This is a genomic window from Rhizobium sp. WYCCWR 11152 (assembly GCF_013087615.1).
Classification (GTDB): Bacteria; Pseudomonadota; Alphaproteobacteria; order Rhizobiales; family Rhizobiaceae; genus Rhizobium; species Rhizobium indicum.
This window is the reverse complement of sequence record NZ_JABFCP010000011.1, coordinates 195436-221364: the sequence shown is the minus strand read 5'-3', so window position 1 is coordinate 221364 and position 25929 is coordinate 195436. Positions and strand designations below refer to the sequence as shown.

The 25929-nt window shown below is 61.0% G+C and carries 27 protein-coding genes and 2 tRNA genes; 20 read left to right on the top strand and 9 right to left on the bottom strand.

The window, feature by feature from the left end; genetic code table 11:
* The first annotated feature begins 5 nt into the window (after nt 1–5).
* Nucleotides 6–563 carry a TetR/AcrR family transcriptional regulator gene (locus tag G9X67_RS22600; protein WP_138334487.1) on the top strand — a complete coding sequence of 186 codons (558 nt, stop codon included), beginning with the start codon at nt 6–8 and terminating at the stop codon, nt 561–563.
* Nucleotides 564–673: 110 nt separating this feature from the next.
* On the opposite strand, the gene G9X67_RS22595 is transcribed toward G9X67_RS22600, so the two are convergent.
* A complete protein-coding gene (locus G9X67_RS22595) occupies nt 674–4195 on the bottom strand; it encodes a hybrid sensor histidine kinase/response regulator (RefSeq protein WP_171599732.1) in 3522 nt (1173 codons plus the stop codon).
* A 222-nt stretch (nt 4196–4417) separates the two neighbouring features.
* Between G9X67_RS22595 and mscL the strand changes: the two genes are divergently transcribed.
* The 5 genes from mscL (at nt 4418) to G9X67_RS22570 (ending at nt 10591) form a co-directional block, all read left to right on the top strand.
* Nucleotides 4418–4855 carry a large conductance mechanosensitive channel protein MscL gene (gene mscL, locus G9X67_RS22590; RefSeq protein WP_138334485.1) on the top strand — a complete coding sequence of 146 codons (438 nt, stop codon included), beginning with the start codon at nt 4418–4420 and terminating at the stop codon, nt 4853–4855.
* A 121-nt stretch (nt 4856–4976) separates the two neighbouring features.
* Nucleotides 4977–6143: a pyridoxal phosphate-dependent aminotransferase gene (locus G9X67_RS22585; protein WP_171599731.1), complete on the top strand. Its 1167-nt coding sequence runs from the start codon at nt 4977–4979 to the stop codon at nt 6141–6143.
* 220 nt (nt 6144–6363) lie between these two features.
* Nucleotides 6364–7398 (top strand): UDP-glucose 4-epimerase GalE, encoded by a 1035-nt coding sequence (gene galE / locus G9X67_RS22580; RefSeq protein WP_171599730.1) that lies wholly within the window; start codon nt 6364–6366, stop codon nt 7396–7398.
* 108 nt (nt 7399–7506) lie between these two features.
* Nucleotides 7507–9468, top strand: a complete 1962-nt coding sequence (locus G9X67_RS22575) for an EAL domain-containing protein (protein WP_171599729.1) — start codon at nt 7507–7509, stop codon at nt 9466–9468.
* Nucleotides 9469–9538: 70 nt separating this feature from the next.
* Nucleotides 9539–10591 carry an enoyl-CoA hydratase/isomerase family protein gene (locus G9X67_RS22570; protein ID WP_171599728.1) on the top strand — a complete coding sequence of 351 codons (1053 nt, stop codon included), beginning with the start codon at nt 9539–9541 and terminating at the stop codon, nt 10589–10591.
* 11 nt (nt 10592–10602) lie between these two features.
* On the opposite strand, the gene G9X67_RS22565 is transcribed toward G9X67_RS22570, so the two are convergent.
* Nucleotides 10603–12660, bottom strand: coding sequence for an ATP-dependent helicase (locus G9X67_RS22565; protein ID WP_171599727.1), 2058 nt, complete (start codon nt 12658–12660; stop codon nt 10603–10605).
* A 107-nt stretch (nt 12661–12767) separates the two neighbouring features.
* The gene (locus G9X67_RS22560) at nt 12768–13034 is read right to left on the bottom strand and encodes a hypothetical protein (protein WP_171599726.1); all 267 of its coding nucleotides are present in this window, start codon (nt 13032–13034) and stop codon (nt 12768–12770) included.
* A gap of 178 nt (nt 13035–13212) precedes the next feature.
* Here G9X67_RS22560 and G9X67_RS22555 point away from each other — a divergent pair, with 178 nt between their 5' ends.
* Nucleotides 13213–13473, top strand: coding sequence for a BON domain-containing protein (locus G9X67_RS22555; RefSeq protein WP_171599725.1), 261 nt, complete (start codon nt 13213–13215; stop codon nt 13471–13473).
* A gap of 150 nt (nt 13474–13623) precedes the next feature.
* Nucleotides 13624–13887 (top strand): hypothetical protein, encoded by a 264-nt coding sequence (locus G9X67_RS22550; RefSeq protein ID WP_171599724.1) that lies wholly within the window; start codon nt 13624–13626, stop codon nt 13885–13887.
* 237 nt (nt 13888–14124) lie between these two features.
* Here G9X67_RS22550 and G9X67_RS22545 read toward each other — a convergent pair whose 3' ends face one another.
* Entirely contained in the window at nt 14125–14367 is a 243-nt protein-coding gene (locus tag G9X67_RS22545; RefSeq protein WP_171599723.1) for a DUF982 domain-containing protein, read from the bottom strand.
* 244 nt (nt 14368–14611) lie between these two features.
* Nucleotides 14612–14686 (bottom strand) — tRNA-Thr (locus tag G9X67_RS22540).
* 154 nt (nt 14687–14840) lie between these two features.
* On the opposite strand from G9X67_RS22540, the gene G9X67_RS22535 reads away from it, so the two are divergent.
* The 12 genes from G9X67_RS22535 (at nt 14841) to G9X67_RS22480 (ending at nt 21559) form a co-directional block, all read left to right on the top strand.
* Complete coding sequence (locus G9X67_RS22535; protein ID WP_138388150.1) at nt 14841–15035, top strand: hypothetical protein; 195 nt, start codon at nt 14841–14843, stop codon at nt 15033–15035.
* 107 nt (nt 15036–15142) lie between these two features.
* Complete coding sequence (gene murA, locus G9X67_RS22530) at nt 15143–16435, top strand: UDP-N-acetylglucosamine 1-carboxyvinyltransferase (protein ID WP_003545312.1); 1293 nt, start codon at nt 15143–15145, stop codon at nt 16433–16435.
* Nucleotides 16436–16543: 108 nt separating this feature from the next.
* Complete coding sequence (locus tag G9X67_RS22525) at nt 16544–16975, top strand: DUF2948 family protein (RefSeq protein WP_012755989.1); 432 nt, start codon at nt 16544–16546, stop codon at nt 16973–16975.
* Between the two features lie 54 nt (nt 16976–17029).
* Nucleotides 17030–18328: a histidinol dehydrogenase gene (hisD, locus tag G9X67_RS22520; RefSeq protein ID WP_171599722.1), complete on the top strand. Its 1299-nt coding sequence runs from the start codon at nt 17030–17032 to the stop codon at nt 18326–18328.
* A gap of 4 nt (nt 18329–18332) precedes the next feature.
* Complete coding sequence (locus tag G9X67_RS22515) at nt 18333–18806, top strand: UPF0262 family protein (protein ID WP_011650397.1); 474 nt, start codon at nt 18333–18335, stop codon at nt 18804–18806.
* Complete coding sequence (locus G9X67_RS22510) at nt 18803–19288, top strand: low molecular weight phosphatase family protein (protein ID WP_171599721.1); 486 nt, start codon at nt 18803–18805, stop codon at nt 19286–19288. The genes G9X67_RS22515 and G9X67_RS22510 overlap by 4 nt, the downstream gene beginning before the upstream one ends.
* Before the next feature lie 123 nt (nt 19289–19411).
* Complete coding sequence (infA, locus tag G9X67_RS22505; RefSeq protein WP_003545338.1) at nt 19412–19630, top strand: translation initiation factor IF-1; 219 nt, start codon at nt 19412–19414, stop codon at nt 19628–19630.
* 57 nt (nt 19631–19687) lie between these two features.
* Nucleotides 19688–20308, top strand: a complete 621-nt coding sequence (locus G9X67_RS22500) for a Maf-like protein (protein WP_003545339.1) — start codon at nt 19688–19690, stop codon at nt 20306–20308.
* A gap of 32 nt (nt 20309–20340) precedes the next feature.
* Entirely contained in the window at nt 20341–20553 is a 213-nt protein-coding gene (gene yacG / locus G9X67_RS22495) for a DNA gyrase inhibitor YacG (RefSeq protein WP_020048404.1), read from the top strand.
* 179 nt (nt 20554–20732) lie between these two features.
* A tRNA-Phe gene (locus tag G9X67_RS22490) sits at nt 20733–20808 on the top strand.
* A gap of 149 nt (nt 20809–20957) precedes the next feature.
* Nucleotides 20958–21203, top strand: coding sequence for a cytotoxic translational repressor of toxin-antitoxin stability system (locus G9X67_RS22485; RefSeq protein WP_171599720.1), 246 nt, complete (start codon nt 20958–20960; stop codon nt 21201–21203).
* A gap of 8 nt (nt 21204–21211) precedes the next feature.
* Nucleotides 21212–21559, top strand: coding sequence for a helix-turn-helix transcriptional regulator (locus G9X67_RS22480; protein ID WP_138388143.1), 348 nt, complete (start codon nt 21212–21214; stop codon nt 21557–21559).
* A gap of 155 nt (nt 21560–21714) precedes the next feature.
* Here the strand turns inward: G9X67_RS22480 and G9X67_RS22475 are convergent, their stop codons facing one another.
* From G9X67_RS22475 to G9X67_RS22460, 4 genes are all read right to left on the bottom strand, one after another.
* Complete coding sequence (locus tag G9X67_RS22475) at nt 21715–21993, bottom strand: transposase (protein WP_164986455.1); 279 nt, start codon at nt 21991–21993, stop codon at nt 21715–21717.
* 7 nt (nt 21994–22000) lie between these two features.
* Nucleotides 22001–23425: an HlyD family type I secretion periplasmic adaptor subunit gene (locus tag G9X67_RS22470; RefSeq protein WP_171599719.1), complete on the bottom strand. Its 1425-nt coding sequence runs from the start codon at nt 23423–23425 to the stop codon at nt 22001–22003.
* Between the two features lie 14 nt (nt 23426–23439).
* Nucleotides 23440–25155 (bottom strand): type I secretion system permease/ATPase, encoded by a 1716-nt coding sequence (locus G9X67_RS22465; RefSeq protein ID WP_171599718.1) that lies wholly within the window; start codon nt 25153–25155, stop codon nt 23440–23442.
* 103 nt (nt 25156–25258) lie between these two features.
* The gene (locus G9X67_RS22460) at nt 25259–25834 is read right to left on the bottom strand and encodes a PE-PGRS family protein (protein ID WP_138334522.1); all 576 of its coding nucleotides are present in this window, start codon (nt 25832–25834) and stop codon (nt 25259–25261) included.
* Nucleotides 25835–25929: the final 95 nt, after the last annotated feature.

The following is a 25929-nucleotide window of genomic DNA, read 5'->3' as shown; positions in this document are numbered from 1 at the left end:
CGCGCATGACAGTGAAAGAGAATCTCCGTCCGGGCGGCAGAAGCGCCCGGGTTCAGGCATCGGTGCACAAGGCGGTCCGTGAGCTGATGGCCGAGATAAGCCGCGCCGAGGTGACGATCCCGTTAATTGCCGGCAAGGCGGGGGTAACGCCGTCGACCATCTATCGCCGCTGGGGCGACCTGCAGGAGCTTCTTGCCGATGTCGCCGTCGATCGGCTGCGGCCGGACATGCAGCCGATCGATGCCGGCACCGGCAAAGCCGATCTCGAAACCTGGGCCGACCAATATGCCGAGGAAATGTCCTCCGGCCCCGGCCGCGAAATGATCCGCGACGTGCTGGCGGCGCAGGCGGGCGCGAATGCCTGTAAATGCGCTGAATTTACCCGCCAGCAGATCGACGTCATCGCCGAGAGGGCCAAGGCTCGCGGCGAGGCCTTTCCGGATGTCGACCGCGTCATGGACCAGGTCGTGGCGCCGATCATGTACCGCATCCTGTTCGGCGATGTGCCGGCTACAGCGCGTGTGCGCGATCTGGTTGCGCGTGTCATGAGCGCGACGGACTAAGAGCAATTCCAGCAAAAGTGTGTAGCGGTTTTGCGTCCGGAATTGCGTGAAAACAAAAGATAGAGCATCTCCGCGATTCGGAGAAAAACGGAAATGCTCTGAGTTTGCTCTTATTCCGCGGCGGCGCGCTTGATGCCGGAAATCTGGGTGATATAGGCGCGCAACGCTGCCGGCCGCACCGGCTTGTGCTGGACGGCGATGCCGTGTCGCTCGGCCTCGCTGCGCACCTCCGGCGTGCGGTCGGCCGTGATCAGCAAAGCGGGGATTTCGGCGCCGAACTGCCGGCGCAGATGCAGGATAGCGGCAATGCCGGTGCCGTCGCCGAGATGATAATCGGCGATGACGATATCAGGCGGTCCCTCCTGGCCATCGAGGGCGGTGACCTCGGCGAGGCAATCCAGCGCCTCCACCTCGCAGCCCCAGCCGCTGATCAAGAGCCGCATGCCTTCGAGGATCTTCGGTTCATTGTCGATGCAGAGGATCTTCAACCCGCTCAACGGCTGCCCCGGACGGTCGGCAGGCGTGATTGCCGCCGTGGCCGCGGCCGGGCGCGAGACGTCGAGCGGCATGGCAATGCGGAATTCCGTGCCCTTGCCATGCGTCGACTGCAGCTCGACCGGATGATTGAGCACCCGGGCGATGCGGTCGACGATCGACAGGCCGAGCCCGAGGCCGGAGGCGGTTTTCGCACCTTCGTCCAGCCGCGCGAATTCCTTGAACACCGTGCGGAATTTCGATGCCGGAATGCCGATGCCTGAATCGATCACCTGGATGATCACCTGGTTGCCGCGCCGCCGCGCGCCCACCAGCACCTTGCCGGTGATCGTGTATTTGATGGCGTTGGAAACGAGGTTCTGCACCAGCCGGCGCAAAAGATTGGGGTCGGAGCGGACCCTGAGCGACGTCGGCATGATCACCAGCTTCAGCTGTTTTTCACGGGCGATCGGCGCGAAATCGGTCTGGATACGCTCCAGCAGGTCGGAGAGCGCGACGGAGGCGAGCCGCGGCCGCATGGCGCCGGTATCGAGCCTGGATATATCGAGCACCGCGCCGAGAATGGTCTCGACCGATTCCAGCGCGGAATCGATGTTGCGCACGATCGGGCTGTTCTCGGATTGCGCCATGCGCTCGACCAATGCCGAGGAATAGAGCCGGGCGGCGTTGAGCGGCTGCAAGATGTCGTGGCCGGCGGCAGCGAAAAAGCGCGTCTTGCCGATATTCGCCTCGTCGGCGGCGGCGCGCGCCTCGCCGAGTTCGCGGTTGACCCGGGTAAGCTCGGCCGTGCGTTCGGCGACACGCTGCTCCAGCGTCTCATTCGCCTGTTTCAGCGCCTGGTCGGCGTTCACGCGCTGGGTGATGTCGGTGAAGGTGGCGACGATGCCCTTGTCCGGCATGGCGTTGGAGCGCACCTCGATGATCCGCTCGCCGCCGCCGAGCACCAGCGCGAAAGGTTTGTCGAGCGTCAGGAAATGCCGCACCGTCTGGCTGAGATCGCCGGGCGCGATGTCGCCGCGCTGGATGAGCGTGGTGACGATATCGGACAAGGGAAAACCGACCTGGCCGGCACTTTCCGGAAGATCCAGCAATTGCCGGAAACGCCGGTTCCAGATCGTCAGCCGGTTGGAACTGTCGAAGACCGCAATGCCCTGGTCCATCTGCGAAAGCGCCGTCTGCAGCATGTCCTGGTTATACTGCAGCGCCTCGCTCGCCTGGTCGAGCAACCAGGCGGTGTCGGAAGAGGCATCCTCGATCTTCTGCAGGATCAATGACAGCACCAGCCGGGCCGAGGACGAGCCGATGGCGCTGCCGAGCAGCTGTTCGCTGAAATGGATGAGCGCCATGTCGGCCGGCTGCTCGTCCTCCAGCTTGCGGCCGGAGCCTTGTTCGTAAGTCGTGAAAGAACGCTGCATGCGTTCTTCGCCAAGATAACGTGAGATCGCCGCCTTGAGATCGCCGACGCTGACGCGGGTCTTCCAGCCGCGCGTGGCAAATTGCGAGCGCGAATGCCGCTTGACGAAGATGCCGGCCTGGATGCGCTCCAGCGGCTTGGCGTTGCGGGTGAGCGAGCCGACGACGAAGAAGGCGCTGTTGACGAGCAGGCTCATCGCCGTCGCATTGACCAGCGGATCGGCGTCGGGGGCCGTAAACAGCGAGGTTCCGGGAAAGATGAAGCCGAGCACGGCGCTCGCCACATAGGAATAATCGGGGCCGCCGAGCGAGGGCAGGAACAGCAGGTAGATCCAAATGACGAAGCCGGAGGTCAGCCCGAGGATCGCACCGCGCGCATTCGCCCGCCGCCAGATCAGCCCGCCGAAGAGCGCTGGGGCGATTTGCGCGATCGCGGCAAAGGAAAGCAGGCCGATCGAGGCAAGGCCGGCGGTGCTGTCGGTCGAACGGTAATAGGCATAGCCGAAAAGCAGCACGGCGAAGATGGCGCTGCGGCGGATGTTGAGCAGCGTCTTGGCGAAATTGTCGCGCAGGCTGGCGCGGCCGGCGAGTTTGCGCCGGAGGAAGATCGGCATGACGATATCGTTCGACACCATGATCGACAGTGCGACGGAATCGACGATGACCATCGCCGTTGCGGCGGAGAAGCCGCCGATGAAGATGATCAGCGAAATGACGGGCATCTGGCCGGCAAGCGGCAGCGACAACATGTAGAAATCGGCATTGCCGCTGCCGCCGAAGGTCAAGAGCCCGCCGATCGCCACCGGCAGCACGAAGAGGTTGATGGCGATGAGATAGCTGGGAAACAGGATGCCTGCGAGTTTCAGCTGTTTCGGGGTTCGGTTTTCGACAACCGTCACGTGGAATTGCCGCGGCAGCAGGATGATCGCAAAGGCCGACAATAGGATCAGGGTGATCCAGCGGCTGATCGGCGTGTGGTAGCTGAGGGCCGACATGACCAACTCATTGTCGACGGTCTTGCGCCAGAGATCGGTCGGGCCGTCGAATAGAAACCAGATGACGCAGACGCCGGCGGTCAGGAAGGCGACGAGCTTGACGACGGATTCCATAGAGACGGCGAGGATCAGGCCGTCCTGGTGTTCGGTCGCATCGGTATGCCGCGTGCCGAACATGATGGCGAAGCAGGCAAGCACCAGCGTTGCGAGGAGCGGCAGGTCGAGGAAGTAGAGATTGCCGCTGCCGATGCCGTAATCGGACGGATTGACCATGGCGCTGACGGTGCTCGAGATCGCCTTGAGCTGCAGCGCGATATAAGGAATGGCGCCGATCAGCGAGATCAGCGCGACGATCGTTGCGACCGTCGGGTTCTTGCCGTAGCGCGCGGCGACGAAATCGGCGACCGAGGTGAGCTTCTCCGCCTTGGCGAGCTCGATGATGCGGCGAAGCAACGGCATGCCGAGCGTAAAGACCAGGATCGGGCCGATATAGATGCCGGCAAATTCCAACCCGCGCTGCGCGGCAAGCCCGACGCTGCCGAAATAGGTCCAGGAGGTGCAGTAGATCGCAAGGCTCAGCGCATAGACAACCGGCCATCCACCCAGCGTGCCCTGGCCGCCTTGCGGCGTGCCCTGGCCGCGGTTCTTGCGGTCGCCATAGCTGGCCACGGCGAAAAGCAGGAGCAAATAGCCGAAGGCAGACGCGAATATAACCCAGCCTGGAAGCATTGACCCTCCGCCGGCGGAAAACCCGCCGGGACCTCCCGCAACTTGGGTCAGCTTAAGTCATTTCAGACGCTTTGAAAATTCCTGGCGGTCTAGGCCTTAAGTCAAAGACCGCGGGGAGGTATTGCCGGATAATTGCGATTGCCGATTGATTAATTGCAATGAAGATGTAGCTAATAAATTCCATTGCATATCTTTGAAATGGATCGAAGGGAGACGGATCCGATGCTCAACGAGTTCAAGGCCTTTATCGCCCGCGGCAATGTCATGGATCTTGCAGTCGGCGTCATCATCGGCGGCGCCTTCGGTGGCATCGTCAAATCTTTGGTGGATGACCTTATCATGCCGATCGTCGGCGCCATTTTCGGCGGCTTCGATTTTTCGAATTACTTCCTCCCACTCTCGTCGGCCGTCAACGCGCAGTCGCTCGCCGCCGCCCGCGAGCAGGGAGCGGTGTTTGCCTATGGCAGCTTCCTCACCGTGCTCATCAACTTTCTCATTCTCGCCTGGATCATCTTTCTGATGGTCAAGGGCGTGAACACCCTGCGTGCCCAGGTCGAGCGCCAGGAAAAGGCTGCACCGGAAGAGCTGCCAGCGCCGGCGGCAGACGTTCAGTTGCTGACGGAAATCCGCGATCTTCTCGCCACGCGCCCGACGGCTTGATCCGGCTGGAGCCCCTCCGCTTCGGCCGGGCTCATTCATCACCAAAATCGATATGCCATCACTGGATGTCATGGGATTTGCCGGCGCAAATCCGCTATGAAGGCGGAAACCGGAGATTTGCATGTCGATCGTCAGCAGCCTCAGCCCGCGCGCCCTGGCGGCGCCCGAAAGCGGGATCGTCGAACTCGTCAATTATGCCCGTGGCCGCGAAGGCCTGCTGCCGCTCTGGGTGGGTGAGGGCGATCTGCCGACGCCTGATTTCATCAGCAGGGCGGCAATGGATGCGCTTGCTGCCGGCGAGACCTTCTACACCTGGCAGCGCGGCATTCCGGAGCTTCGCCAGGCACTTTCCGATTATTACGACAGACATTTCGGAATCCGGCTTCCGGTCGAGCATTTCTACGTTACCGGCTCCGGCATGCAGGCGATCCAGATCGCCGTGCAGGCGCTGACCTCGCCGGGCGACGAGCTGGTTTACCTCTCGCCTTCCTGGCCGAATATCGCCGCCGCCCTGGAGATAGCAGGTGCGCGCTCGCTCAGTGTCGAGCTGCAGTTTGAAGGCGGCAAATGGGCGGTCGATCTTGACCGCATCGAAACCGCGATCACCCCGAAGACCAAGGGCATCTTCATCAACACGCCGTCGAACCCGACGGGCTGGACGGCAACGAATCAGGATCTTGGCGATATCCTGGCGCTTGCCCGCAAGCACGACCTCTGGATCCTGGCAGACGAAATCTACGCCCGCTACTCCTTTGCCGGTGGCCGAGCGCCCTCTTTCCTCGATGTGATGGACGAGGGCGACAAGATCATCTTCGTCAATTCCTTCTCGAAGAACTGGTCGATGACCGGCTGGCGCGTCGGCTGGATCGTAGCACCCCCTGAAATGGGTCAGGTGCTCGAAAACCTCATCCAGTATTCGACATCGGGCGTGGCGCAGTTCATGCAGAAGGGCGCCGTTGCAGCCCTTGATCAAGGCGACGATTTCGTCGCTGCCAATATCGCCAAGGCGGCCCGCTCCCGCGATATTCTCTGCGATGCGCTTGTCGCCACCAACCGCGTCGAGACACTGAAACCGGACGGCGCGATCTACGCCTTCCTGAAGATCGACGGCGTCGCCGATAGCCGCAGGGCAGCGCTTGATATCGTCGACAAGACAGGCGTCGGCCTTGCTCCCGGCACCGCTTTCGGACCGGGCGGCGAACTCTTCCTGCGCGCCTGTTTCCTGCGTGATCCCACCCAGGTGGCGATCGCGGCCGAGCGCCTCTGCGACTATATCCTCAAGCTCTGAGACGCACTGCCCGCAAGAGATATCGTGGCGTCGGCCAAGTCGATTTTGTGCCGGAATCGCCGGATCGATAAAACTCTAGCAAAGCCCGAAATCGGCCTCTAACCACGACTCCAAACATACCCGTTCAAAGGCCTTCCAACGGCCGTTCGATAAGAAAATTGGAAAGAAAAACCGGCGCCTGATGCCCCTGCTTATAAAAACGAAAGCAGGGATGCGGGACATGGCGGTTTTGGTGACGGGCGGGGCCGGATATATCGGCAGTCACATGGTTTGGGCGCTGCTCGATGCAGGCGAGGATGTGGTTGTGCTCGATCGCCTCTCCACGGGCTTTCGCTGGGCCGTGGCGCCGGCGGCGCGTTTCTATCTCGGCGACATTGCCGATCCCGACATATTGAAAAAGGTCTTCATCGAAAACGACATCGAGGCGATCATCCATTTCGCCGGCTCCGCCGTCGTTCCGGTCTCGGTCGCCGATCCGCTCTCCTATTACGACAACAATTCCGGCAAGACCCGGGCGCTGCTGAGCGCGTCGATCAAGGCCGGTATCCGCAACTTCGTCTTCTCTTCGACAGCCGCCGTCTACGGCCAGCAAAAGACCGACCTGCCGGTGAAGGAGACGGCCTCGCTCAATCCGGAGAATCCTTACGGCCAGTCGAAGCTGATGACCGAATTCATGCTGCGCGATGCCGCCGCCGCCTATGATTTCAACTATGTCGCGCTTCGCTATTTCAACGTCGCCGGCGCCGACCCGCACCACCGAGCCGGCCAGTCGACCTCAGGCGCCACGCACCTCATCAAGGTCGCCTGCGAGGCAGCGCTCGGCACGCGCGACAGCGTCAATGTCTACGGCATCGATTATCCTACCCATGACGGCACCGGCGTGCGCGACTACATCCATGTCAGCGATCTCACGGATGCACATCTGAAAGCGCTGCAGCACCTGCGCAGAGGCAAGGGTTCGCTCGTTGCCAATTGCGGTTATGGCAGCGGCTATTCCGTGCTCGATGTGTTGAACATGGTCACCCGCCTGCACGGGCATTCCTTCAAGATCCACATGGCGCCGCGCCGCGCCGGCGATTCGGCAAGCGTCGTCGCCGACGCTTCGCTCGCAAGGCAGGTGCTCGACTGGAAGCCCAGATACGATTCGCTGGAAACCATCGTCCAGAGCTCGCTCGATTGGGAACTGTTCCTGTCGAACAAGAATGTCGACGACCTGCACAGCATCCACCGGGCACTCGCCGCCGCGTCCTTCTGATCCAGAACCCGTTTCCCATCCCCGCGCCTGCAGGGGTTTGCATGCCGTAACGTGAATAAGGAAAAATCAAGCTTTCTCTGGCTGGCTCGGGCCAACGGAAAAGAGACGATGAAGAACTTTCTGGCCTCATTGCAGCTGCAAAAAGACAATCCGACGCTTCTGCTGGCGCAGTTCCGAGCCCTGTCGTCGCAGATTCCCATTCTCTATGTCCTGCTGATCATCAACGCCCTTGCGGTGGCGATCACCCACCTCAAATCCGCGCCCCTTTGGCTTTCGCTCTATATTCCCGTGGCCCTGAGCGTCGTCTGTGTCTTCCGTCTCTGCTGGTGGGAGATCCGGGGCAAGGAAGATGTGACCGCCGAGCGGGCCTACAGGCTGATGAAGGTGACGATATCAGGGGCCGGCATCCTGGCCGTCGCTTTCGGCGGCTGGGCGATCGCGCTTTACCAATATGGCGATGCTTCCCAGCAGGGTCAGATCGCCTATTTCCTCGTGGTGACAGGCATTTCCTGCATCTTTTGCCTGATGCACCTGCCGATGGCGGCAGCCCTGACCACGGTCATCACCTTCTCGGCCATGGTCGCGACCTTCCTGTTCTCGGGCAATCCCGTTTTCGTGGCGACGGCCATCAGCGGCCTCTTCCTGATCCTGCCCTTCCTCAGGGTGATCAACAGCTATTTCCAGAATTTCGTCGGTCTCGTGCAATTGACCGAGGAGCTGAAGAAGAAGCAGGCGGAAGCCGAAGAGCTGAACCTCGTCAACAGCCGCAACGCGCTGCACGACCAGCTGACCGGCCTTGCCAATCGCCGCAGCTTCTTTCTCTCGCTGGAAAAACGGCTGCAGAAGAATCCGTCCTCGCCGCCTGTCCTCGGCATTCTCGATCTCGACGGCTTCAAGCCTGTTAACGACGTCTTCGGCCATGCCGCCGGCGATCTCGTGCTCAAGGAGACGGCCCGCCGCTTCGTCGCCCTGGTCGGCGAAGAGGGCATCGTCTCCCGTCTCGGCGGCGATGAGTTCGGGATCATCTTCCCCTGTTCGATGACACGCCAGGCGATCGCCGATCTCGGCCTGACGCTCTGTGCTGCCGTCCGCGATCCTTTCGAAATCCCCGACGGCTCGGTCCGCGTCTTCGGCTCGTGCGGCATCGTCTATCCCGATATCGGCACATACACCGCCGAGGATCTCTACGAGAAAGCGGATTTCGCCCTCTACCAGGTCAAGAGCAAGCGCAGCAGCGGCGTCGAATTCTTCTCGGCCGAGCACGAGAAGATCCTGACGCAGCGCCACCTGATCGAACTCGAGCTGCAGGCGAACGACTTCGCCAAGGAATTGAAACTCGATTATCAGCCGATCGTCGAGCTGAAGAGCGGCCGCGTCGTCGCTTACGAGGCGCTCGCCCGCTGGGACAGCGCCCGCTTCGGCCGCATCAGTCCAGACGCCTTCATCCCGGCGGCCGAGCGCACGGCCGTCATCGGCCGCATGACGCGCATTCTCTTTGCCAAGGCGCTCGAAGCGCTGGCGATCATTCCACGGCATCTGAGGCTGTCCTTCAATCTCTCGGCGCGCGATATCTGCGACCACGAGACCTCGATGGCGCTGCTGGCCATGATCACCCGCTCCGGCATCGATCCCAGGCGCATCGAATTCGAGATTACCGAGACGGCACTGCTCTCCGATTTCGACACCGCCGACCAGGTGATCACTATGCTGCGCGCTGCTGGCATCTCGATTGCGCTGGACGATTTCGGCACCGGCTATTCGAGCCTCAGCCATATTCATCGTCTCGGCTTCGACAAGCTGAAGATCGACAAGTCCTTCGTGATGAATTTCGATCGTGACGCCCGTTGCATGAACATTACCCGCTCGGTCGCCAATCTCTGCCAGAATCTCGGCATAGCCTCCGTCGCCGAAGGCGTCGAAAGCGAAGAGATCGCCGAGGGATTGAAGGCGATGGGCGTTCGTCTGGCGCAGGGCTATCATTTCTCGCGGCCGCTGCCGCTGGAACTTGCCATCGATTACGCCGCTCGGTGCGACACCGCAGTCTCCGCCCGCAATACGCTGTCTGCCTGAACCGACCTTGAATCGACTGGAGCGATGCGTCATCGTCGTCTATTCATGGTCGCAACAGATGAGGTGAACCATGCAGGACGGCGAAGTCATCATTGAACGGCGGGGCACCGCAGGCGTCATCCGGCTGAACCGGCCGCGAGCACTGAACAGCCTGACGCTGCCGATGATTCGAGCGATCACCGAAGCCCTTCACGACTTTGCCCGAGATTCCGAGGTGGCAAGCGTCGTGGCGACTGGGGAGGGCGAACGCGGCTTCTGCGCCGGCGGCGATATCCGCGCCCTGCATGAGAGCGCCCGCGCCGGCGATGGCCTCGCAGGTACCTTCTGGCGCGAGGAGTTCCGCCTCAACCATCTGATCGCCTCTTATCCCAAACCCTATGTCGTGCTGATGGACGGCATCACCATGGGCGGCGGCGTCGGCCTGTCGTCGCACGGCCGCCACCGCATCGTCACCGAGCGCACGCGCCTTGCCATGCCCGAAACCGGCATCGGCTATGTCCCGGATGTCGGCGCCACCTGGCTGCTGCCGCGCGCACCCGGCGAAGCCGGAACATGGCTCGGCCTGACAGGGCTCGATATCGGTGCTGCGGACGCGATCCACGCCCGCCTTGCCGACCTTCAGATCGCGTCGTCGCGGCTCGGCGAAGTGATCGATGCTCTCTCCGGCCTGCCGCGCGCCAGCTCATCCGGCGATGTCGATGCCGTGCTGCAGGCGCTTTCGGAGCCTCAGGGAGAAAGCCGGCTGCGACAGAACGCGGCGGTGATCGATCGCGCATTTGGTTTCGACAGCGTCGAGGAAATCCTGGCAGCACTCGCCGGGGAGGAAGGCGAATTTGCCGCCGAGACGCGCCGGGTGCTGCTGACGCGTTCACCGACCAGTCTGAAGCTCGCTTTGCGGCTGCTCAGGGACGGCCGCCGCAGCGCCTCGCTTGCCGAATGCCTCGGCCGCGAACTCGGCGCCTGTCTGCAGATGCTTGATAATCCCGATTTCTTCGAGGGTATCCGCGCCGCCGTCATCGACAAGGATCGCAATCCGAAATGGTCGCCGGCCTCAGTCGAGGCTGTTGAAGCAGCAGGGATCAAGCATTTCCTGAAACCGGCCGAGCCGCCGCTTTCACTCTGAACGCTATCCAGTTATCGCCACATGCCGCGCATGCGGGCGCCGACATCGATGCGCACCTGCCGCGCCTGCGCTTGCGCGGCCTCCGATTTTCCCTGCGGCCAGCTGCAGGCTTCGAAGAACTGCAGCAGCGTTGCGGGAATGAAGCGGCTGCGTGAGGCATAGACATGCCGGTCGCCCTGCGAATTCTGCCCGTAGGTGAAGAAGCGTTGCGGCACGACGAGGTCGAGACCATCTCGGGCGCGCGTCATCGCGACATAGAGCAGTCGGCGTTCCTCCTCGATTTCGGCGGTGGTGCCGACGGCGAGATCGCTCGGTATGCAGCCGTCGACGACGTTCAGCATGAACACCTTCGTCCATTCCTGGCCCTTGGCCGAATGAATGGTCGACAGGATGAGATAATCCTCGTCGAGAAGCGGCACGCCCGCCTGGTCACTGGTCGCATCCGGCGGATCGAGGGTGAGCTCGGTGAGAAAGCGCTCGCGTGAGGCATAACCGCTAGCGATCTGCTCGAGCTGCAGCAGATCGGCCTGCCGCGTCGCGGCATCCTCGTGCAGCCGTTCCAGATGCGGCGCGTACCATTGCCGCGCCAAACCGATCTCTGCCGGCCAGCCGGCCTTCCCGGTCTTCAGCTCCTGCAGCATCGAAACGAACATTGTCCAGTCCTCGCCGGAGCGCGGCGGCGCTGGCATGGAGCCAAGAGCAGTAATCGGGCTGGCATCCTCGGCCATCAGGTCGAGCGTCTTCTGCGCCGTCGACGGGCCGACGCCCGGCAGGATCTGCATCAGCCGGAAGCCCGCCACACGGTCGCGCGGGTTCTGCGCGAAGCGAAGGGTGGCCAGCATGTCCTTCACATGCGTGCTGTCGAGAAACTTCAGCCCGCCGAATTTGACGAAGGGGATGTTGCGCCGGGTCAGCTCGACCTCCAGCGGCCCGCTGTGATGCGAGGCGCGGAAGAGCACGGCCTGCTGTTTGAGCGTGAGGCCTTCCTCGCGGTTGTCGAGCACCATGTCGGTGATGTAGCGCGCCTGCTCGGCCTCGTCGCGCACCGTGACCAGGCGCGGCCGCTCGGACGATTGCCGCTCGGTCCAGAGGTTCTTGGTGAAGCGCTCCGAGGCGAGATCGATGACGGCGTTGGCGGCGGCGAGGATCGGCTGCGTCGAGCGGTAGTTGCGGTCGAGCGTGACGATATTGGCGGCCGGGCTGAAGGCGGCGGGAAAATCGAGAATGTTGCGCACCGTCGCGGCACGGAAGGAATAGATCGACTGGGCATCGTCGCCGACGACGGTCAGCCCCTGGCCTTGGGGTTTCAGCGCCAGCAGGATCGAGGCCTGCAACCGGTTGGTGTCCTGATATTCGTCGACCAGCACATGGTCGAAGCGGCTGCCGATATCCTCGGCAATCATTTCTTCGCCAACCATCTGCGCCCAGTAGAGCAGCAGATCGTCGTAATCGAGCACGTTCTGGCTCTGCTTGGCCTCGACATAACAGGCGAAGAGTTCGCGCAGCTGTTTCTCCCACGTCGCGCACCAGGGAAAGACGTCGCGCAGCACGAGGTCGAGCGCGGTTTCCGAATTCACCGCCCTGGAATAGATGGCAAGGCACGTGCCTTTTGTGGGAAAACGGCTTTCCGTCTTCGAGAAGCCGAGGTCGTGCCGGATCAGGTTCATCAGATCGGCACTGTCTTCGCGGTCGTGGATGGTAAACCCAGGATCCAGACCGATCTGCTCCGCATAATCGCGCAACAGCCGCGCGCCGATGCCGTGGAAGGTGCCGGACCAGGAAAGCGCGTCCGCCATCACGCCGGCATTCGAACCAAGCACATCGCGGCAGATGCGCTCGACACGCCGCGCCATCTCGGCGGCTGCCCGGCGCGAGAAGGTCATCAGCAGGATGCGGCGGGGATCGGCGCCTTTGACGATGAGATGGGCGACGCGATGCGCCAAGGTATTCGTCTTGCCGGAGCCGGCGCCGGCAATGACCAGCAGCGGCCCGGCAATATGGTTGCCGTCGATGAGCGTGCCGTGCTCGACGGCCATGCGCTGCTGCGGATTGAGCTTTTCGAGATACATCCAGCCGTCCGGTCGGGCTCCCGCAGAATCACTGGGGAAAGATTAGATGTTCCTTGAATGTTCGCGATTGCTGTCCCTGTCAAGCGATCTGGCGCGCGGGCAACATCTCAGTCGGGGAAATCCGGACCGATCTCGCGCCGCACCAGCTTCAGGCTGCGGTCCGGCTGAAGAATATAGGTTTCCTCCACGCGCTGTCCTGTCCCGTTGTAGAACTGGTTGTAGACGGCGCTGCCGACCGGCGACTTGCTGAGCTTCGTTCGCGGCTGGCCGCCATAGGTGATGCTGCCGGGAATGGGTTCCAGCGCCGGCGCATCGGCCGAGGAACAGCCGGCAAGCAGTGCCTCAGCAAACAAGGCAGGCAGAAGCGCTTTCATCGTCATCATCCCTCTTTCGACTGCAGCCAAATATGGAAGCCGCGGCGCCTTTCGCCAAGGGTACCCCATGCCACCGTGCAGGTATCGCTGTCGAACAGGCTCTTCTTTTCCGGGGGACGCAACGAAATGCGTCGCTGCGGCGTTAACAGACATCAACCAACATTAGGAAACGTTCACGGTGCTCGGCTTTCCAGCATTCACGGGGCATGGCGAGCCCGGCCGGCAGGGCCACAGCGATGCCGCGACGCGCGCCTCGGTGGAGAGCGCCCTTCATGCGGCCGCCGATATCGAAGCCGGCGAAATCACCGTCAGCATATCGGGCTCCTATGTCATCCTCGAAGGTTTCGTGCGTCAGCGGGGTGATATCGAGCGGGCAATCGAGATCGCCGAGGGCGTCGTCGGGCGAGGCTATGTGCGTGCTCGCTTGCTGCGACGCTAACGCATGTCGCCTAAAAGTGTGCAGCGGTTTTAGGACAACGACATGCATCAAATAAAAGTCCGGCTCGCGTGCATTTCTTTACGATTTATGAAGGGAACCAAAATGCCCTCCCGCGGGTTGAAATGCCGGACCTAAACGCTGGAGACTCTCATGCAGTTGCTTCCTCGCCTCTGGGCAACGACCTTGATTGCCGGTTGCGGTGTCTTTGCCGGCTCCGCCCATGCCTCGCTGGAAACCGGCACGAATTATTCCGCTTTGCCGAAGGACCAGATCGCTCTCAACGAATATACCGGGGCCGTCGCCTGCACACCGGCAGAGCCTCACTATCTCCCCTCCTTCATCCGCGCGACGGACGGCACGATCATCGGCGTCGGTTATATCGAAGTGGAGAATGAGGGCGGCGCGGACTGCTGAGGCGTCCGCTTGCTCGGACGAGGCTCGCCTGCGTTTCCGCAGAGCTGACGAGCCTCTAACCATCATCATGATGGCTGGTCGTCTTCTATTGATGCACCTGTACCAGGCGCAACGCCCTTTGCACCAAAACCCGGCAGGCATTTATTGCAGGGTTAAATCAAAACTAAAGCATTGTCCCGTTCCGGCACGCTTGCGCGCCCAGAAGGCGAAAATCGCCCGAAATTCCTTGCCGAAGTGCTAATGCAGCTTCAGCTTCGCCTCTTCGGCGGCCGCCAGAAACTCGGCTCTTGCTTCTTCCACGCTCTTGCGCCCATCGAGCGCCGCCCGGCAGGTGCTGCGGGCCTTGATATAACGAAGCCCGCGCATACTCGGCCACAGATCCGCCAGGCACTTCAGCGCATCGAACGGCCCATCGACCGTTCGCGCATCGGCACCTTCGAAACCAACCTTGACCGGGCTGTTCCATCTTTCAGTTGCCATCGACGCTCCTCCACGATTTTCGACAGAAACGAAGTGCAGCATCTCCCAGTTCCTCCGGGGAGACTTTGCGATAGTTAATATTCTAGCGTGATTTTCACGGTCAGCAATGGGCGGATCGTCGCTGATGCCGCAACGAATGGTTTCGCCTCGACCCATGACAGGCAAGCCTATGGACGGCAGTTGATGAGAAACGCCAACTTATGAGGTGTTTTCGCCGGGAGGTAGACTGTCTTTTCAAGAAAACTGGTGCTGCCGAGTGGGATTGAACCACCGACCTCACCCTTACCAAGGGTGTGCTCTACCACTGAGCTACGGCAGCAGGACCAGACCGCGTAGAGCCGGGTGGCTCAATCGCGGGAACGGGGCGGCTATTGCCACAGCTTGACGGCAAGCGCAAGCAGCAAATTCCAACTTCGCGTGGATTGGCACGCAAGGGCCTTTTGGATCGGCGCGAATTCGGCTAATCCTGTCGCATGAATGAAAAGACCGAAACCGGCCAGCAGAGCCGCAAAGAGGCGATCGAGGCACAGGCGAAATTGCGCCGTGAGCGCGCCGCCGAAAAGCTCAGGGAAAATCTGGGGCGACGCAAACAGCAGGTCCGCGCCCGCCGTTCCGGCCAAGCCGACGAAACAAATGGGCTGCCCGCCGCAAAATTGGACGAATCGTAATGTTCCGTCCGTCGCGAATTGAAGCGTGTCGAGAAATCCCCTAAACACCTCACTCCTTATTCCAAGGCAGAACTTTCAGGAAAGGCGGGCGCTGCCCGTAAGCGCACATGGATCGTATCAGAATCGTCGGCGGTAATGAGCTGAATGGCATCATTCCGATTTCCGGCGCCAAGAATGCCGCACTGCCGCTGATGATCGCCTCGCTTCTGACCAGCGATACGCTGACGCTCGAAAACGTGCCGCATCTGGCCGATGTCGAATTGCTGATGCGCATCCTCGGCAATCACGGCGTCGACGTTGCCGTCAACGGCCGCCGCGAGCGCCAGGAAGATTCCTATTCGCGCACGATCCATTTCACCTGCCGCACCATCGTCGATACGACCGCATCCTATGAACTGGTCTCGAAGATGCGCGCCTCCTTCTGGGTCATCGGGCCGTTGCTGGCGCGCGAAGGCCATTGCCGCGTTTCGCTGCCGGGCGGCTGTGCCATCGGCACGCGCCCCGTCGATCTCTTCATCGAGGGCCTGACGGCGCTCGGCGCGACCATGGAGATCGATGCCGGTTATATCAACGCCAAGGCGCCTGCCGGCGGCTTGATCGGCGCACGCTACACCTTCCCGAAGGTTTCCGTCGGCGCCACCCATGTGATGATGATGGCGGCAACGCTTGCCCGCGGCACGACTGTCATCGGCAATGCCGCCCGAGAGCCTGAGGTCGTCGATCTCGCCAACTGCCTGAACGCCATGGGCGCCAAGATATCGGGCGCGGGTACTGCGACGATCACCATCGAAGGCGTCACTTCGCTCTCCGGCGCTCGCCACCGCGTCCTGCCGGATCGCATCGAAACCGGCACCTATGCCATGGCCGTCGCCATGGCCGGCGGCGACGTCGTGCTCGAGAATACCGATGTGGCGCTGCTCGAAACCGCGGTGGAAACGCTCCGTCGCGCCGGCGCGGAAATCTCGTCGACCAACAATGGCATGCGTATCAAGCGCAATGGCGCCGGCATCAGGCCGGTCGATATCGTCACCGATCCTTTCCCGGGCTTCCCGACCGATCTGCAGGCGCAGTTCATGGCGCTGATGACCCGTTCTTCCGGCGTCTCGCATGTCACCGAGACCATCTTCGAAAACCGTTTCATGCATGTGCAGGAGCTTGCCCGCCTCGGCGCCAGGATCTCGCTGTCCGGCCAGACGGCGAAGATCGAGGGTGTCCAACGCCTGCGCGGCGCGCCGGTCATGGCGACCGATCTGCGCGCCTCCGTCTCGCTCGTCATCGCCGGCCTTGCCGCCGAGGGCGAAACCACGGTGTCCCGCGTCTATCACCTCGACCGCGGTTTCGAGCGGCTCGAGGAGAAGCTGACCCGCTGCGGCGCCATCGTCGAGCGCATCAGCGAGTAAGCACCGCTCATCCCGGTTGCGTAATTGGTCGCCGCGCCTTATTTCCCTTGTCTGACGCATCGCCATTCCGGCGGTGCCCGGCCTAGGCCGGTAATGGGATGAGGCTGAATGACCGACCTGAAACTTGTTGCGCTCGATAACGAGGATCTTGCGATCATGTCCGCGCATATGCAGGACAGCGTCTTCAAGGTCGGCGACATCGACTGGTCGCCGCGCGACGCGCAGTTCGCACTTGCCGCCAATCGTTTCGTCTGGGAAGGTGCCGAGCGCAAGCGCAAGGGTTTCGAGCGCCGCCGTGCTGCGCTGGTCTTCAAGCGCGTGCTTGCCGTCCGTTCGCTCGGTATCGATCGTGGAAAACGCGACGAGGTGCTGTCGCTGCTGGCACTGCGCTTCGAGCAAAAGGGCGAGGGGCCGGAGGGCACAATCGAGCTGTCGCTGTCCGGCACGGCCTCGATTGCACTCGATGTCGAATGCATCGAGGTCCAGCTGGCCGATATCGGCGGCGCCTGGGAGGCCTCCTCCAAGCCTCGCCACCGCTGACATGACGCCCTAAGTTTGAACATCGCAGTTTCGAGTTGAGAAGGAATATCGGCCTTGGCAATCTGGCTGGATCAGGCATCGGAAGGTTTCGAGCAGCATTTTGCCGCCTTTCTGACGACGAAGCGTGAAGTCTCCGAGGATGTGAACGTGGTCGTTCGCGCCATCATCGATGATGTGCGCGCCCGTGGCGATGTCGCGCTTGCCGAATATTCGCTGAAATTCGACGGCATCGATTACGCCACCGTGCCGATGCGTGTCACGCCCGAGGAGTTCGACGCCGCCGTCGAAGCGGTGCCTTCGGAAGTGCTGGGGGCGCTGAAGCTCGCCGCACTGCGCATCGAATCCCATCATCGCCGGCAGCTGCCGAAGGACGATATCTACGAGGACGATATGGGTGTCGGTCTCGGCTCGCGCTGGACGGCGATCGAAGCGGTCGGGCTCTATGTTCCGGGCGGCACGGCGAGTTATCCAAGCTCGGTGCTGATGAATGCCGTGCCGGCCAAGGTCGCCGGTGTCGATCGCATCGTCATCGCCGTTCCCGCCACGGGCGGCGCCGTCAATCCGGCGGTGCTTGCCGCCGCCAAGCTTGTCGGTGTCACCGAGATTTACCGTGTCGGCGGCGCCCAGGCGATCGCGGCTCTTGCCTATGGCACCGAGACGATCGCCCCGGTCGCCAAGATCACCGGCCCCGGCAATGCCTATGTCGCCGCTGCCAAGCGCCATGTCTTCGGCACCGTCGGCATCGATATGATCGCCGGCCCCTCCGAAGTGCTTGTCATTGCAGACAAGGACAACAATCCTGATTGGATCGCCGCCGACCTCTTGGCCCAGGCCGAGCACGACGTCAGTTCCCAGGCGATCCTCATCACCGATGATGCCGCATTCGGCAAGGCAGTGGAGCAGGCCGTCGAACGCCAGCTGAAGACGCTGAACCGGGCCGAGACGGCGGCAGCAAGCTGGCGCGATTTCGGCGCGGTCATCCTCGTTGCCGACCTGAAACAGGCTATTCCGCTGGCAAACCGGATCGCTGCCGAGCATCTGGAACTCGCCGTCGTCGATCCGGACCGGCTGCTCGACGGCATCCGCAATGCCGGCGCGATCTTCATCGGCGCCCATACGCCTGAGGTGATCGGCGACTATGTCGGCGGTTCGAACCATGTGCTGCCGACGGCGCGCTCGGCGCGCTTCTCGTCCGGCCTTTCGGTGCTCGATTTCGTCAAGCGCACCTCGATCCTGCGCCTTGGGCCGCAGCAGCTCCGCACCCTCGGCCCAGCGGCGATCGCCCTTGCCGTTTCCGAAGGCCTTGATGCCCATGCGCGATCGGTCGCGATCCGCCTCAACCTCGAAAGGTGAGGGCATGGCGAAGGGCGAATTCCGGCTTTGCGACGTCGTCCTTGACGATACGATCGGCCGTTCGACGCCCGATGTCGAGCATGAGCGCGCTGTCGCCATCTTCGATCTGATCGAGGAGAACAGGTTCGAGCCGCTCGGCCATGCCGGCGGGCCTTACCGGCTGAACATCTCGCTGGTCGATTCGAAGCTGGTTTTCGCCATCACCACCGAAGAAGGCGGCGGCGTCGCCACCCATATCCTGTCGCTCACGCCCTTCCGGCGGATCGTCAAGGATTACTTCATGATCTGCGAGAGCTATTACGAAGCGATCCGTTCGTCGACGCCGAGCCGCATCGAGGCGATCGACATGGGCCGGCGCGGCATCCACAATGAAGGTTCGCAGACGCTGAAGGATAGGCTGGCCGGCAAGATAGAGGTCGATTTCGACACCGCCCGGCGCCTCTTCACGCTGGTCTGCGTGCTCTACTGGCGCGGATGACGGCAATGGAGCGCGCCGTCGACGTCGAGGAGGGAAAGCGGCCGGGCGCCATCCTCTTCATGTGCGGGATGAATGCCATCCGCTCGCCGATGGCCGAAGCGATCGCCCGTAGCATTTTGCCCGCCAATACCTATATCAGGTCCGCCGGCGTTCGCGCCGGCGAGCGCGATCCTTTTGTGGATGTCGTGCTCGAGGAGATCGGGCTTTCCCTTGGGCGCCGCCAGCCGCAGACGCTGGAAGAACTCGAGGACGATTACTTCGATCTGATCATCACGCTGTCGCCGCAGGCCCATCATGCAGCACTCGAGCTGACGCGGTCGAGTGCGGTCGATGTGGTCTATTGGCCGACCATGGATCCGACGGTTGCAATCGGAACGCGCGAGCAGATTCTGGAGAGCTACCGCGAGGTTCGCGATCATTTGGCCGGCCTCATCGAAAGCCGGCTACTCAAACGAAATGGCATTGCCGCGCAATCGGCATGAAAACAAATAAAGGAAAGCCTGATCAACGAGGTTCACAAACCTGCGTTGATTGTGTAGTTTCCGCCCAAATTTTAAAGGCGCGCGCTGCGCTGCCTATTCAACCCACAGGAAGAAAACACTTATATGCCTAAAGAAGAAGTCCTCGAATTCCCGGGAATCGTCACCGAACTTCTGCCGAATGCGACGTTCCGCGTGAAGCTCGAAAACGAACACGAGATCATCGCCCACACCGCCGGCCGCATGCGCAAGAACCGCATTCGCGTTCTCGCCGGCGATAAGGTGCTTGTGGAAATGACGCCCTACGATTTGACCAAAGGCCGTATCACCTACCGTTTCAAGTAAGTTTGCCCGAAGGTCCTGCAAGGGTTTTTGCTCCCGTCTGACGATGGTCGAGGTTCCATGGCGCTGAAATACAAGCTCATTCTGGCCTCGGGCTCGCCCCGTCGCGTTGACCTGCTCAACCAGGCCGGCATCGAGCCCTCGCGCCTGATGCCGATGGATATCGACGAGGCGCCGAAGAAGTCGGAGCATCCGCGTTCGCTGGCCCGCAGGCTTTCGGCGGAGAAGGCTGAAGCGGCTCTTGCCGCCATCAAGGGCGATATCACCTGGAAGGGCAGCTATATCCTGTCTGCCGATACGGTGGTCGCTGTCGGCCGGCGCATTCTCGGCAAGGCTGAGTTCGCCGACGAGGCGTTGAACTCGCTGCATCTCCTCTCGGGACGCAACCATATGGTCTACACCGGCGTTTGCCTGGTGACCCCGGATCGCAAGGTCCGTCAGAAGATTGTCGAGACCAAGGTACGCTTCAAGCGTCTCTCCGGCTTCGAGATCGAGAACTACCTGGCCTCCGGCCAGTGGCGCGGCAAGGCAGGCGCCTACGGTATTCAGGGCCTCGCCGGCACCTTCGTACAGAAGATGGTGGGCTCCTACACCAATGTCGTCGGCCTGCCGCTTTATGAAACCATTCTGCTTTTGACCGGCGAAGGCTTCGATGTGCATAGCCGGTGGCCCGAGGGTTGAGCCCGACGGCCGATCGCATAGGACAAACCGATATGCCTGAAGACAAGAAAGCGGCCGCCAAGGTCGAACCGCTGCGCAAGACCCGCCCTTGCCCCGAATGCGGCAAACCTTCGAACCGCGAACATTACCCCTTCTGCTCCAACCGCTGCCGCGAGGCCGATCTGTCCCGCTGGCTGACCGGCGCCTATGCCATCCCGGTTGCCGACGATGAGACGAAGGCCGAATATCCCGATGAGGAAAACTAGAGAATTTCGCCTGCGAAGCTCTTATTTTTCCTCACGAATCCGTAAAGCCGGCAAGACCGTCAAAAAAGAGTCATTTGACGCTTGCCATGGGCGAACAAGATGCTATAACCCCGCTCGCTTCCGGGGTGAACCAAGGCCCCGCGGTTCCTTTTCTGAAAGGGAACTTCTGAAGCAGGTTAGCCCAGGTAGCTCAGTTGGTAGAGCAGCGGATTGAAAATCCGCGTGTCACTGGTTCGATTCCGGTCCTGGGCACCACTGCTATCAATCTTGTTTTCATTGTATTTTTTATATCCGCATCATCGATGCGTGCGGGCATCCGATCGAAAGAACCTGCAGAATTTCGCAAGTATCGCCGTTGGCAATATTATTGTTGCGAAATAATTCGCTTTCAGCTATATTTACCCATGAAAAAGATCGCCTACAGCAAGGCCGCCACGAAGGCACTCCGCAAGATACAGCCGAAGCGCGCCGCGGCGATCGTCGTCAGGGTCGAAGCCTTCGCCAACGGCGAGACGGTCGACCTCAAGAAGCTGCAAGGCAGCGATTTTTTTCGAATTCGTGTCGGGCAGGACCGTGTCATCATCGACGATCAGACCATGCAGGTCCTCGTCATCAAGGCCGGCCCACGCGGCGACATCTATAACGAATAGGAACCACCATGGGTGAAATCCAGAAACTGACCATCGACGGCAAGGGGTACGTGCTGCTTTCCGAAGACGACTATCAGGACCTTGTCGACATCAGCGAGGCGCGCGCCGCAAAGGCGCGTATCGACGCTGGTGAAGAGACCTGGCCTGAAGACGTCGTCAAGGCGCTGATTGCCGGCGAAGATCCTGTCCGGGTGTTCCGTAAGCATCGCGGTATGAGCATCAAGGAGCTGGCTGAAAAGTCCGGACTCTCCCAGCCCTATCTTTCCGAAATCGAGACCGGAAAGAAGGAGGGCTCCCTGGACGCACTCAGGTCGATCGCCAGCGCGCTGGACGTCGACCTTGACGATGTGGCTTGATGCATACGCATCCCAAGGCGGCCACGTTGTGATGGAGCTTGGTACTTTTCGAGCCGGATCCCTTTGCCCCATTTGGGGAGGCTCCCTCGTCAAAATATGATGCCGCGCGCCCGATATGCGGGGCCAGAAGGCGGCCAACAAACCCCTGACAGAGGTTAGTTTCGCCCTTTCGATGTCTTCGCCAGCATCTCGCTCAGTGTTGCCGCCGAGAGCATGGATTCGGCCAAAAGCTTTTTGAGCTTCTGGTTCTCTTCCTCCAGTGCTCTCAATCTTTTGGCATGGAGACCGACATTTCCGAACTGCAAGGATTGCCACCGATAGAAAGTCGGCTCGCTGATACCGTACCTGTGGCAAACATCTGCCACCGTCACTCCGGCTTGATGCTCCTTCAGAATGCCCGTAATCTGGTCGTTGTCGAATTTTCTCTTGCCCATCACCGCTTCAGTCCTCACGAAATGCTCTGTTGAAACTGTCGAGAAGTGGTCTGACAGCATAGAGCGCCACGCTGCTTTTGCCTGTTTCGATCAGTGTCTGCGCGGGCATGCCCGCGACCAGTTCGACATCACTCATTTTCGCCAATCGCTCGTCCGTTACACGGATCGTCGCGGCAAAGTAGGGCTGGCCGCTCTGCGTATCGATGAGACGGTCCGCTGAAACATACTCGACCCGACCTTTCAGGAGTGGAACGCGCCGCTGATTGTAGGGAAGGAGGTGGACCTGTGCCTCGAGCCCCGCATGAACGAGGTTGATGTCTTCCGGTCTGACGTGGGCAGACACGACAAGGCGATCGGAGCGTGGCAGAAGATCGACGAGCGGTTCACCGGCGCCGATCACGCCACCTGATGTGTGGACGCGCAGATTCATGATTGTTCCATCGTCGGGAGCGCGGATGTCGGTCCTTGCGAGTTGGTCGTCGATCGCCCGCAAGCGCTCGCGCAGCTGCATGATCCGGCTTTCCGTATCGCGCATGCCTTGGGCGACTTCGCTCAACCGGTCGCTCTCAAGCTTTGCGAGATCGGCCTGTGAGCCGCTGATCACTTGGTAGGCGCGAGAGATCTGTGCCTCTACTTGACCCTGCTGGCCATCAAGGTCTGCTTTTTCCCGCTGGAGGTTGAGAAGTCTGCTCCTTCTTTCCAGTCCTTTGGCGCTGAGGATCGTAACCTGATCCAGTTCTTGGCTCGAGATTGTCGCTCTGTCGGCCAGTGCTGCCTTCTGTGCGCCAAGTCCGACGATTTCCTGCCGCACCTGCGCGATTTTTTCATTGGCGATCTGAATTTCCGCCTGCATGACGCGGCGACGGGCTTCGAAGATTTTCTGTTGCCCGATCAGAATCGCGCTGACCGAAGGATATCTGTCCATGGCTGACCTGAGGTCCTCAGGATAGGCGATATGGTCGCCGCCCGTCTGCTCCGCAAGCAGGCGGGCGCGGCTTCCTTCGGCGTCCCAAAGTTGCCCTTGAATGCTGTCGCGCTCCGAGCGAGACTTCGTGTCGTCGAGTTCTATCACGATCTGTCCGGCCATGACCGCATCGCCGTTTTTAACGAGTATCCGTCGGACAATTCCACCTTCCAGATGCTGAATGGTCTTGCGGCTGGACTCCGGTTCGATAACGCCCGATGCAATTGCAGCGCTTTTCAGCGGCGCCAGGACAGACCAGATTCCCAATCCGACTATGAAAACCAGGATCAACAGGTTGCCTGTCCAAACAACGCCTCTGAGCCCCGGCATCGGCGAGGGGGGCGCGGGTCCGCGCTGTTTCGACTCGATCACCGGCAAATAGGCCGTCTGTTGCTTGACCAACCGCCGACCCGTCCTCGGCGAATTCGAAAATTTCGTCGGCGTTGCATCCAGTTGAACAAGGGCCATGGCCGCGTTTCTCCCTATGTTCCTGTTCGAGACGGTGGTTGAAGATAAGTTTCATAAATCCGTTCGCTGTCGCCGAAGGCAGCCACCGTCCCGTTACGCATGATGGCAATCTTGTTGGTGACCGGCAGGATCCCCATCCGGTGCGTTATGATAACGACGGTCATCCCCCTGGATTTCATGCGCTCGATTGCCGCAAACAGCATGCGTTCGCCGTCATAATCCAGGCTCGAATTCGGATCGTCGAGAACGATCAGAGACGGATTTCCATAGGCCGCCCGGGCCAGTCCCAGCTGTTGGCGCTGAGCTCGAAGGAGCAGGTTGCCACCTTCACCGATATCGGTCTCGTAACCCTGCGGCAGCCGCATGATCGCTTCGTGCAACCCAACCAGCTTCGCGGCGTCGATCGCTTTGCCGGGATCTCCTCCGTCCAGCCGGCCGATCACATCCTTGATCGCTCCGCCGAAGAGTTCGATGTCCTGCGGCAGGTATCCGACGTGGCAGGTCCCCCCACAAAGGCGCAGAGCCGAGATATCGACCCCACCGAGAAGAGCATATCCGCGCGTTGCTGGCACAACGCCTGCCATGACGCGACCGAGTGTTGATTTTCCCGATCCCGAAGGACCGATGAGCGCTATGCAATCGCCGGGGGCGAGGCGCAAGGTGATATCAGTCAATATCGGCCGATCAGCGAATGGCTTGATATAGCTGACATTATCGAGAACGAGGCCATTTGGTTCCGGCAGCGGCACCATTCGGGCATCGCAATCCGATGCAACTGATATCAGCATTTTGTTCAAGCGATTGAAGGCATTGCGCGCAAACGTAAAGGAGCGCCATGCCCCTATTGCGCCCTCGATCGGTGCGAGCCCGCGCCCGAGCAGCAGGCTCGCAACGAAGATGATCCCGGGACTGCCATTGTTTACGAGCACTAGCCATGTCGCGGATCCCATCATGAGGATCTGCGCGAGTGTGCGGATCGATTTGGAGAAACCAAGAATGATCTCCGTCCGATGCATCGCGATGTCCTGTGCCCTTCTTGCCATTTCCGCATCGCGATAGACGATCAGCGCCGCGCCATCCTGCATGCCCATCGCCCTGATGACCTCGATGTTTTTGAGGGCGGTCGCAAATCGGATATAGCTCCTCGAAAGGGCAAGATTGGCGTAGGCAAGCGGCTCTCGCGTCGCCAGTTCCGTCAGGAACGCAAACAGCAGAAGTGCAAGCGCGCTCAGAAGACCGATGGTCCCAAGCAGCGGATGAACGAGAAAGAGCAGGAACAGGAATACGGGTGCCCAGGGAACGTCAAAAAAGAGCGAGCTAGCCGGTGAATCGAGGAACTGGCGTATTGCGGCCAGGTCCCTGTAACATTCCGTGGCGGCTCCCGTATCGGCGCGAGCGGCATATTCGAACGATGAGGTGAGCACCATGGGCCGTAGCCTGTGGTCCAGCCAACTGCCGATGCGCGAAAGAGCTGCTCTGCGCACGATATCCAGCGTGGACCCGACCATCACGCCGATGGCGATGATCATCGTCAGCATCAGCAGCGTGTCAGCGCTTCGGCTCGACAGGACCCTGTCATAGATCTGCAGGAGATAGATGGAAGGCGCGAGAAGAAAGAGATTGTAGCCGCAGCTATAGAGGAAGACCAACCCGAAGGCTCCGGCACAAGCCCTGAGCGCAACAACAAGCTGTGTCGGCGGGCGCGGTGGCTTTATGGAAATCGTTGTCATTATCAGATCTCGCTGCACTTGATTCTGACAAGAAGAGGCTGCGTGCTGATTCAGCAATTCAGGAGGGTCGCCAGCCGAAACCGGCGACCCTCAGAGTCAGAGTTCAGGAGCCGAGATGGTCGACGTCGATATGGCCGAAGGCGTTTATGAAGTGATCGAGAGAATTGTTCACCGTCGTCGTTTCGGGATCCGTGTGCACCAGAGCTGACGAGATATCGCCGCCCAGAGCGTTGTTCCCGTTGCCGCCGTTGCCGCCGACACCTGCGAGGATGGTGGCATGCTGATCGGCCACAAGCTGCGTATATTGTGTCGCGGTCGTAGCCGCATTCACGGTAGCCGTGTCGCCGCCGCTCGAGTTTCCTTGGCTGCCGTTGGAGTTTGAATCTCCCCCCGCGCCGCCGTCGCCGCTGTTCGTGACCGCCGCCAGGAAGCCGTTCTTGGCCTGAGCAAAGCCACCGTCTCCGCCACTGCCGGCGTCCCAACCTGCCTTCTGCCAAACGTGATCGCCATTGTGCAGATCGGTCGTTGCCCCGTAGACCGTTTGCACGGGGTTTACATAGGCAACCGGGTTGTAGTTGATGTTCCCATCGTTGTGGCCATCACCGCCGTTGCCGGCATTCGCGTCACCCGCATCCGGGTTGTTGAGATGAATCGTGTCGGATATTTGTGGAATAGGCATTGATGTCACTCCTTTACTTGGTTTCATCCGTGTTCGTTCTACGGCGTCCCCCTACGGCGTGCATTTCCAGCATGTCACCGCAGCCAATACAACCG

Bases quoted from the DNA above. Each gene is read 5' to 3' on its own strand.
- G9X67_RS22600 (WP_138334487.1), top strand. From the start codon at position 6: ATGACAGTGAAAGAGAATCTCCGTCCGGGCGGCAGAAGCGCCCGGGTT.
- G9X67_RS22595 (WP_171599732.1), bottom strand. From the start codon at position 4,195: ATGCTTCCAGGCTGGGTTATATTCGCGTCTGCCTTCGGCTATTTGCTC.
- mscL (WP_138334485.1), top strand. From the start codon at position 4,418: ATGCTCAACGAGTTCAAGGCCTTTATCGCCCGCGGCAATGTCATGGAT.
- G9X67_RS22585 (WP_171599731.1), top strand. From the start codon at position 4,977: ATGTCGATCGTCAGCAGCCTCAGCCCGCGCGCCCTGGCGGCGCCCGAA.
- galE (WP_171599730.1), top strand. From the start codon at position 6,364: ATGGCGGTTTTGGTGACGGGCGGGGCCGGATATATCGGCAGTCACATG.
- G9X67_RS22575 (WP_171599729.1), top strand. From the start codon at position 7,507: ATGAAGAACTTTCTGGCCTCATTGCAGCTGCAAAAAGACAATCCGACG.
- G9X67_RS22570 (WP_171599728.1), top strand. From the start codon at position 9,539: ATGCAGGACGGCGAAGTCATCATTGAACGGCGGGGCACCGCAGGCGTC.
- G9X67_RS22565 (WP_171599727.1), bottom strand. From the start codon at position 12,660: ATGTATCTCGAAAAGCTCAATCCGCAGCAGCGCATGGCCGTCGAGCAC.
- G9X67_RS22560 (WP_171599726.1), bottom strand. From the start codon at position 13,034: ATGAAAGCGCTTCTGCCTGCCTTGTTTGCTGAGGCACTGCTTGCCGGC.
- G9X67_RS22550 (WP_171599724.1), top strand. From the start codon at position 13,624: ATGCAGTTGCTTCCTCGCCTCTGGGCAACGACCTTGATTGCCGGTTGC.
- G9X67_RS22545 (WP_171599723.1), bottom strand. From the start codon at position 14,367: ATGGCAACTGAAAGATGGAACAGCCCGGTCAAGGTTGGTTTCGAAGGT.
- G9X67_RS22535 (WP_138388150.1), top strand. From the start codon at position 14,841: ATGAATGAAAAGACCGAAACCGGCCAGCAGAGCCGCAAAGAGGCGATC.
- murA (WP_003545312.1), top strand. From the start codon at position 15,143: ATGGATCGTATCAGAATCGTCGGCGGTAATGAGCTGAATGGCATCATT.
- G9X67_RS22525 (WP_012755989.1), top strand. From the start codon at position 16,544: ATGACCGACCTGAAACTTGTTGCGCTCGATAACGAGGATCTTGCGATC.
- G9X67_RS22515 (WP_011650397.1), top strand. From the start codon at position 18,333: ATGGCGAAGGGCGAATTCCGGCTTTGCGACGTCGTCCTTGACGATACG.
- G9X67_RS22510 (WP_171599721.1), top strand. From the start codon at position 18,803: ATGACGGCAATGGAGCGCGCCGTCGACGTCGAGGAGGGAAAGCGGCCG.
- infA (WP_003545338.1), top strand. From the start codon at position 19,412: ATGCCTAAAGAAGAAGTCCTCGAATTCCCGGGAATCGTCACCGAACTT.
- G9X67_RS22500 (WP_003545339.1), top strand. From the start codon at position 19,688: ATGGCGCTGAAATACAAGCTCATTCTGGCCTCGGGCTCGCCCCGTCGC.
- yacG (WP_020048404.1), top strand. From the start codon at position 20,341: ATGCCTGAAGACAAGAAAGCGGCCGCCAAGGTCGAACCGCTGCGCAAG.
- G9X67_RS22485 (WP_171599720.1), top strand. From the start codon at position 20,958: ATGAAAAAGATCGCCTACAGCAAGGCCGCCACGAAGGCACTCCGCAAG.
- G9X67_RS22480 (WP_138388143.1), top strand. From the start codon at position 21,212: ATGGGTGAAATCCAGAAACTGACCATCGACGGCAAGGGGTACGTGCTG.
- G9X67_RS22475 (WP_164986455.1), bottom strand. From the start codon at position 21,993: ATGGGCAAGAGAAAATTCGACAACGACCAGATTACGGGCATTCTGAAG.
- G9X67_RS22470 (WP_171599719.1), bottom strand. From the start codon at position 23,425: ATGGCCCTTGTTCAACTGGATGCAACGCCGACGAAATTTTCGAATTCG.
- G9X67_RS22465 (WP_171599718.1), bottom strand. From the start codon at position 25,155: ATGACAACGATTTCCATAAAGCCACCGCGCCCGCCGACACAGCTTGTT.
- G9X67_RS22460 (WP_138334522.1), bottom strand. From the start codon at position 25,834: ATGCCTATTCCACAAATATCCGACACGATTCATCTCAACAACCCGGAT.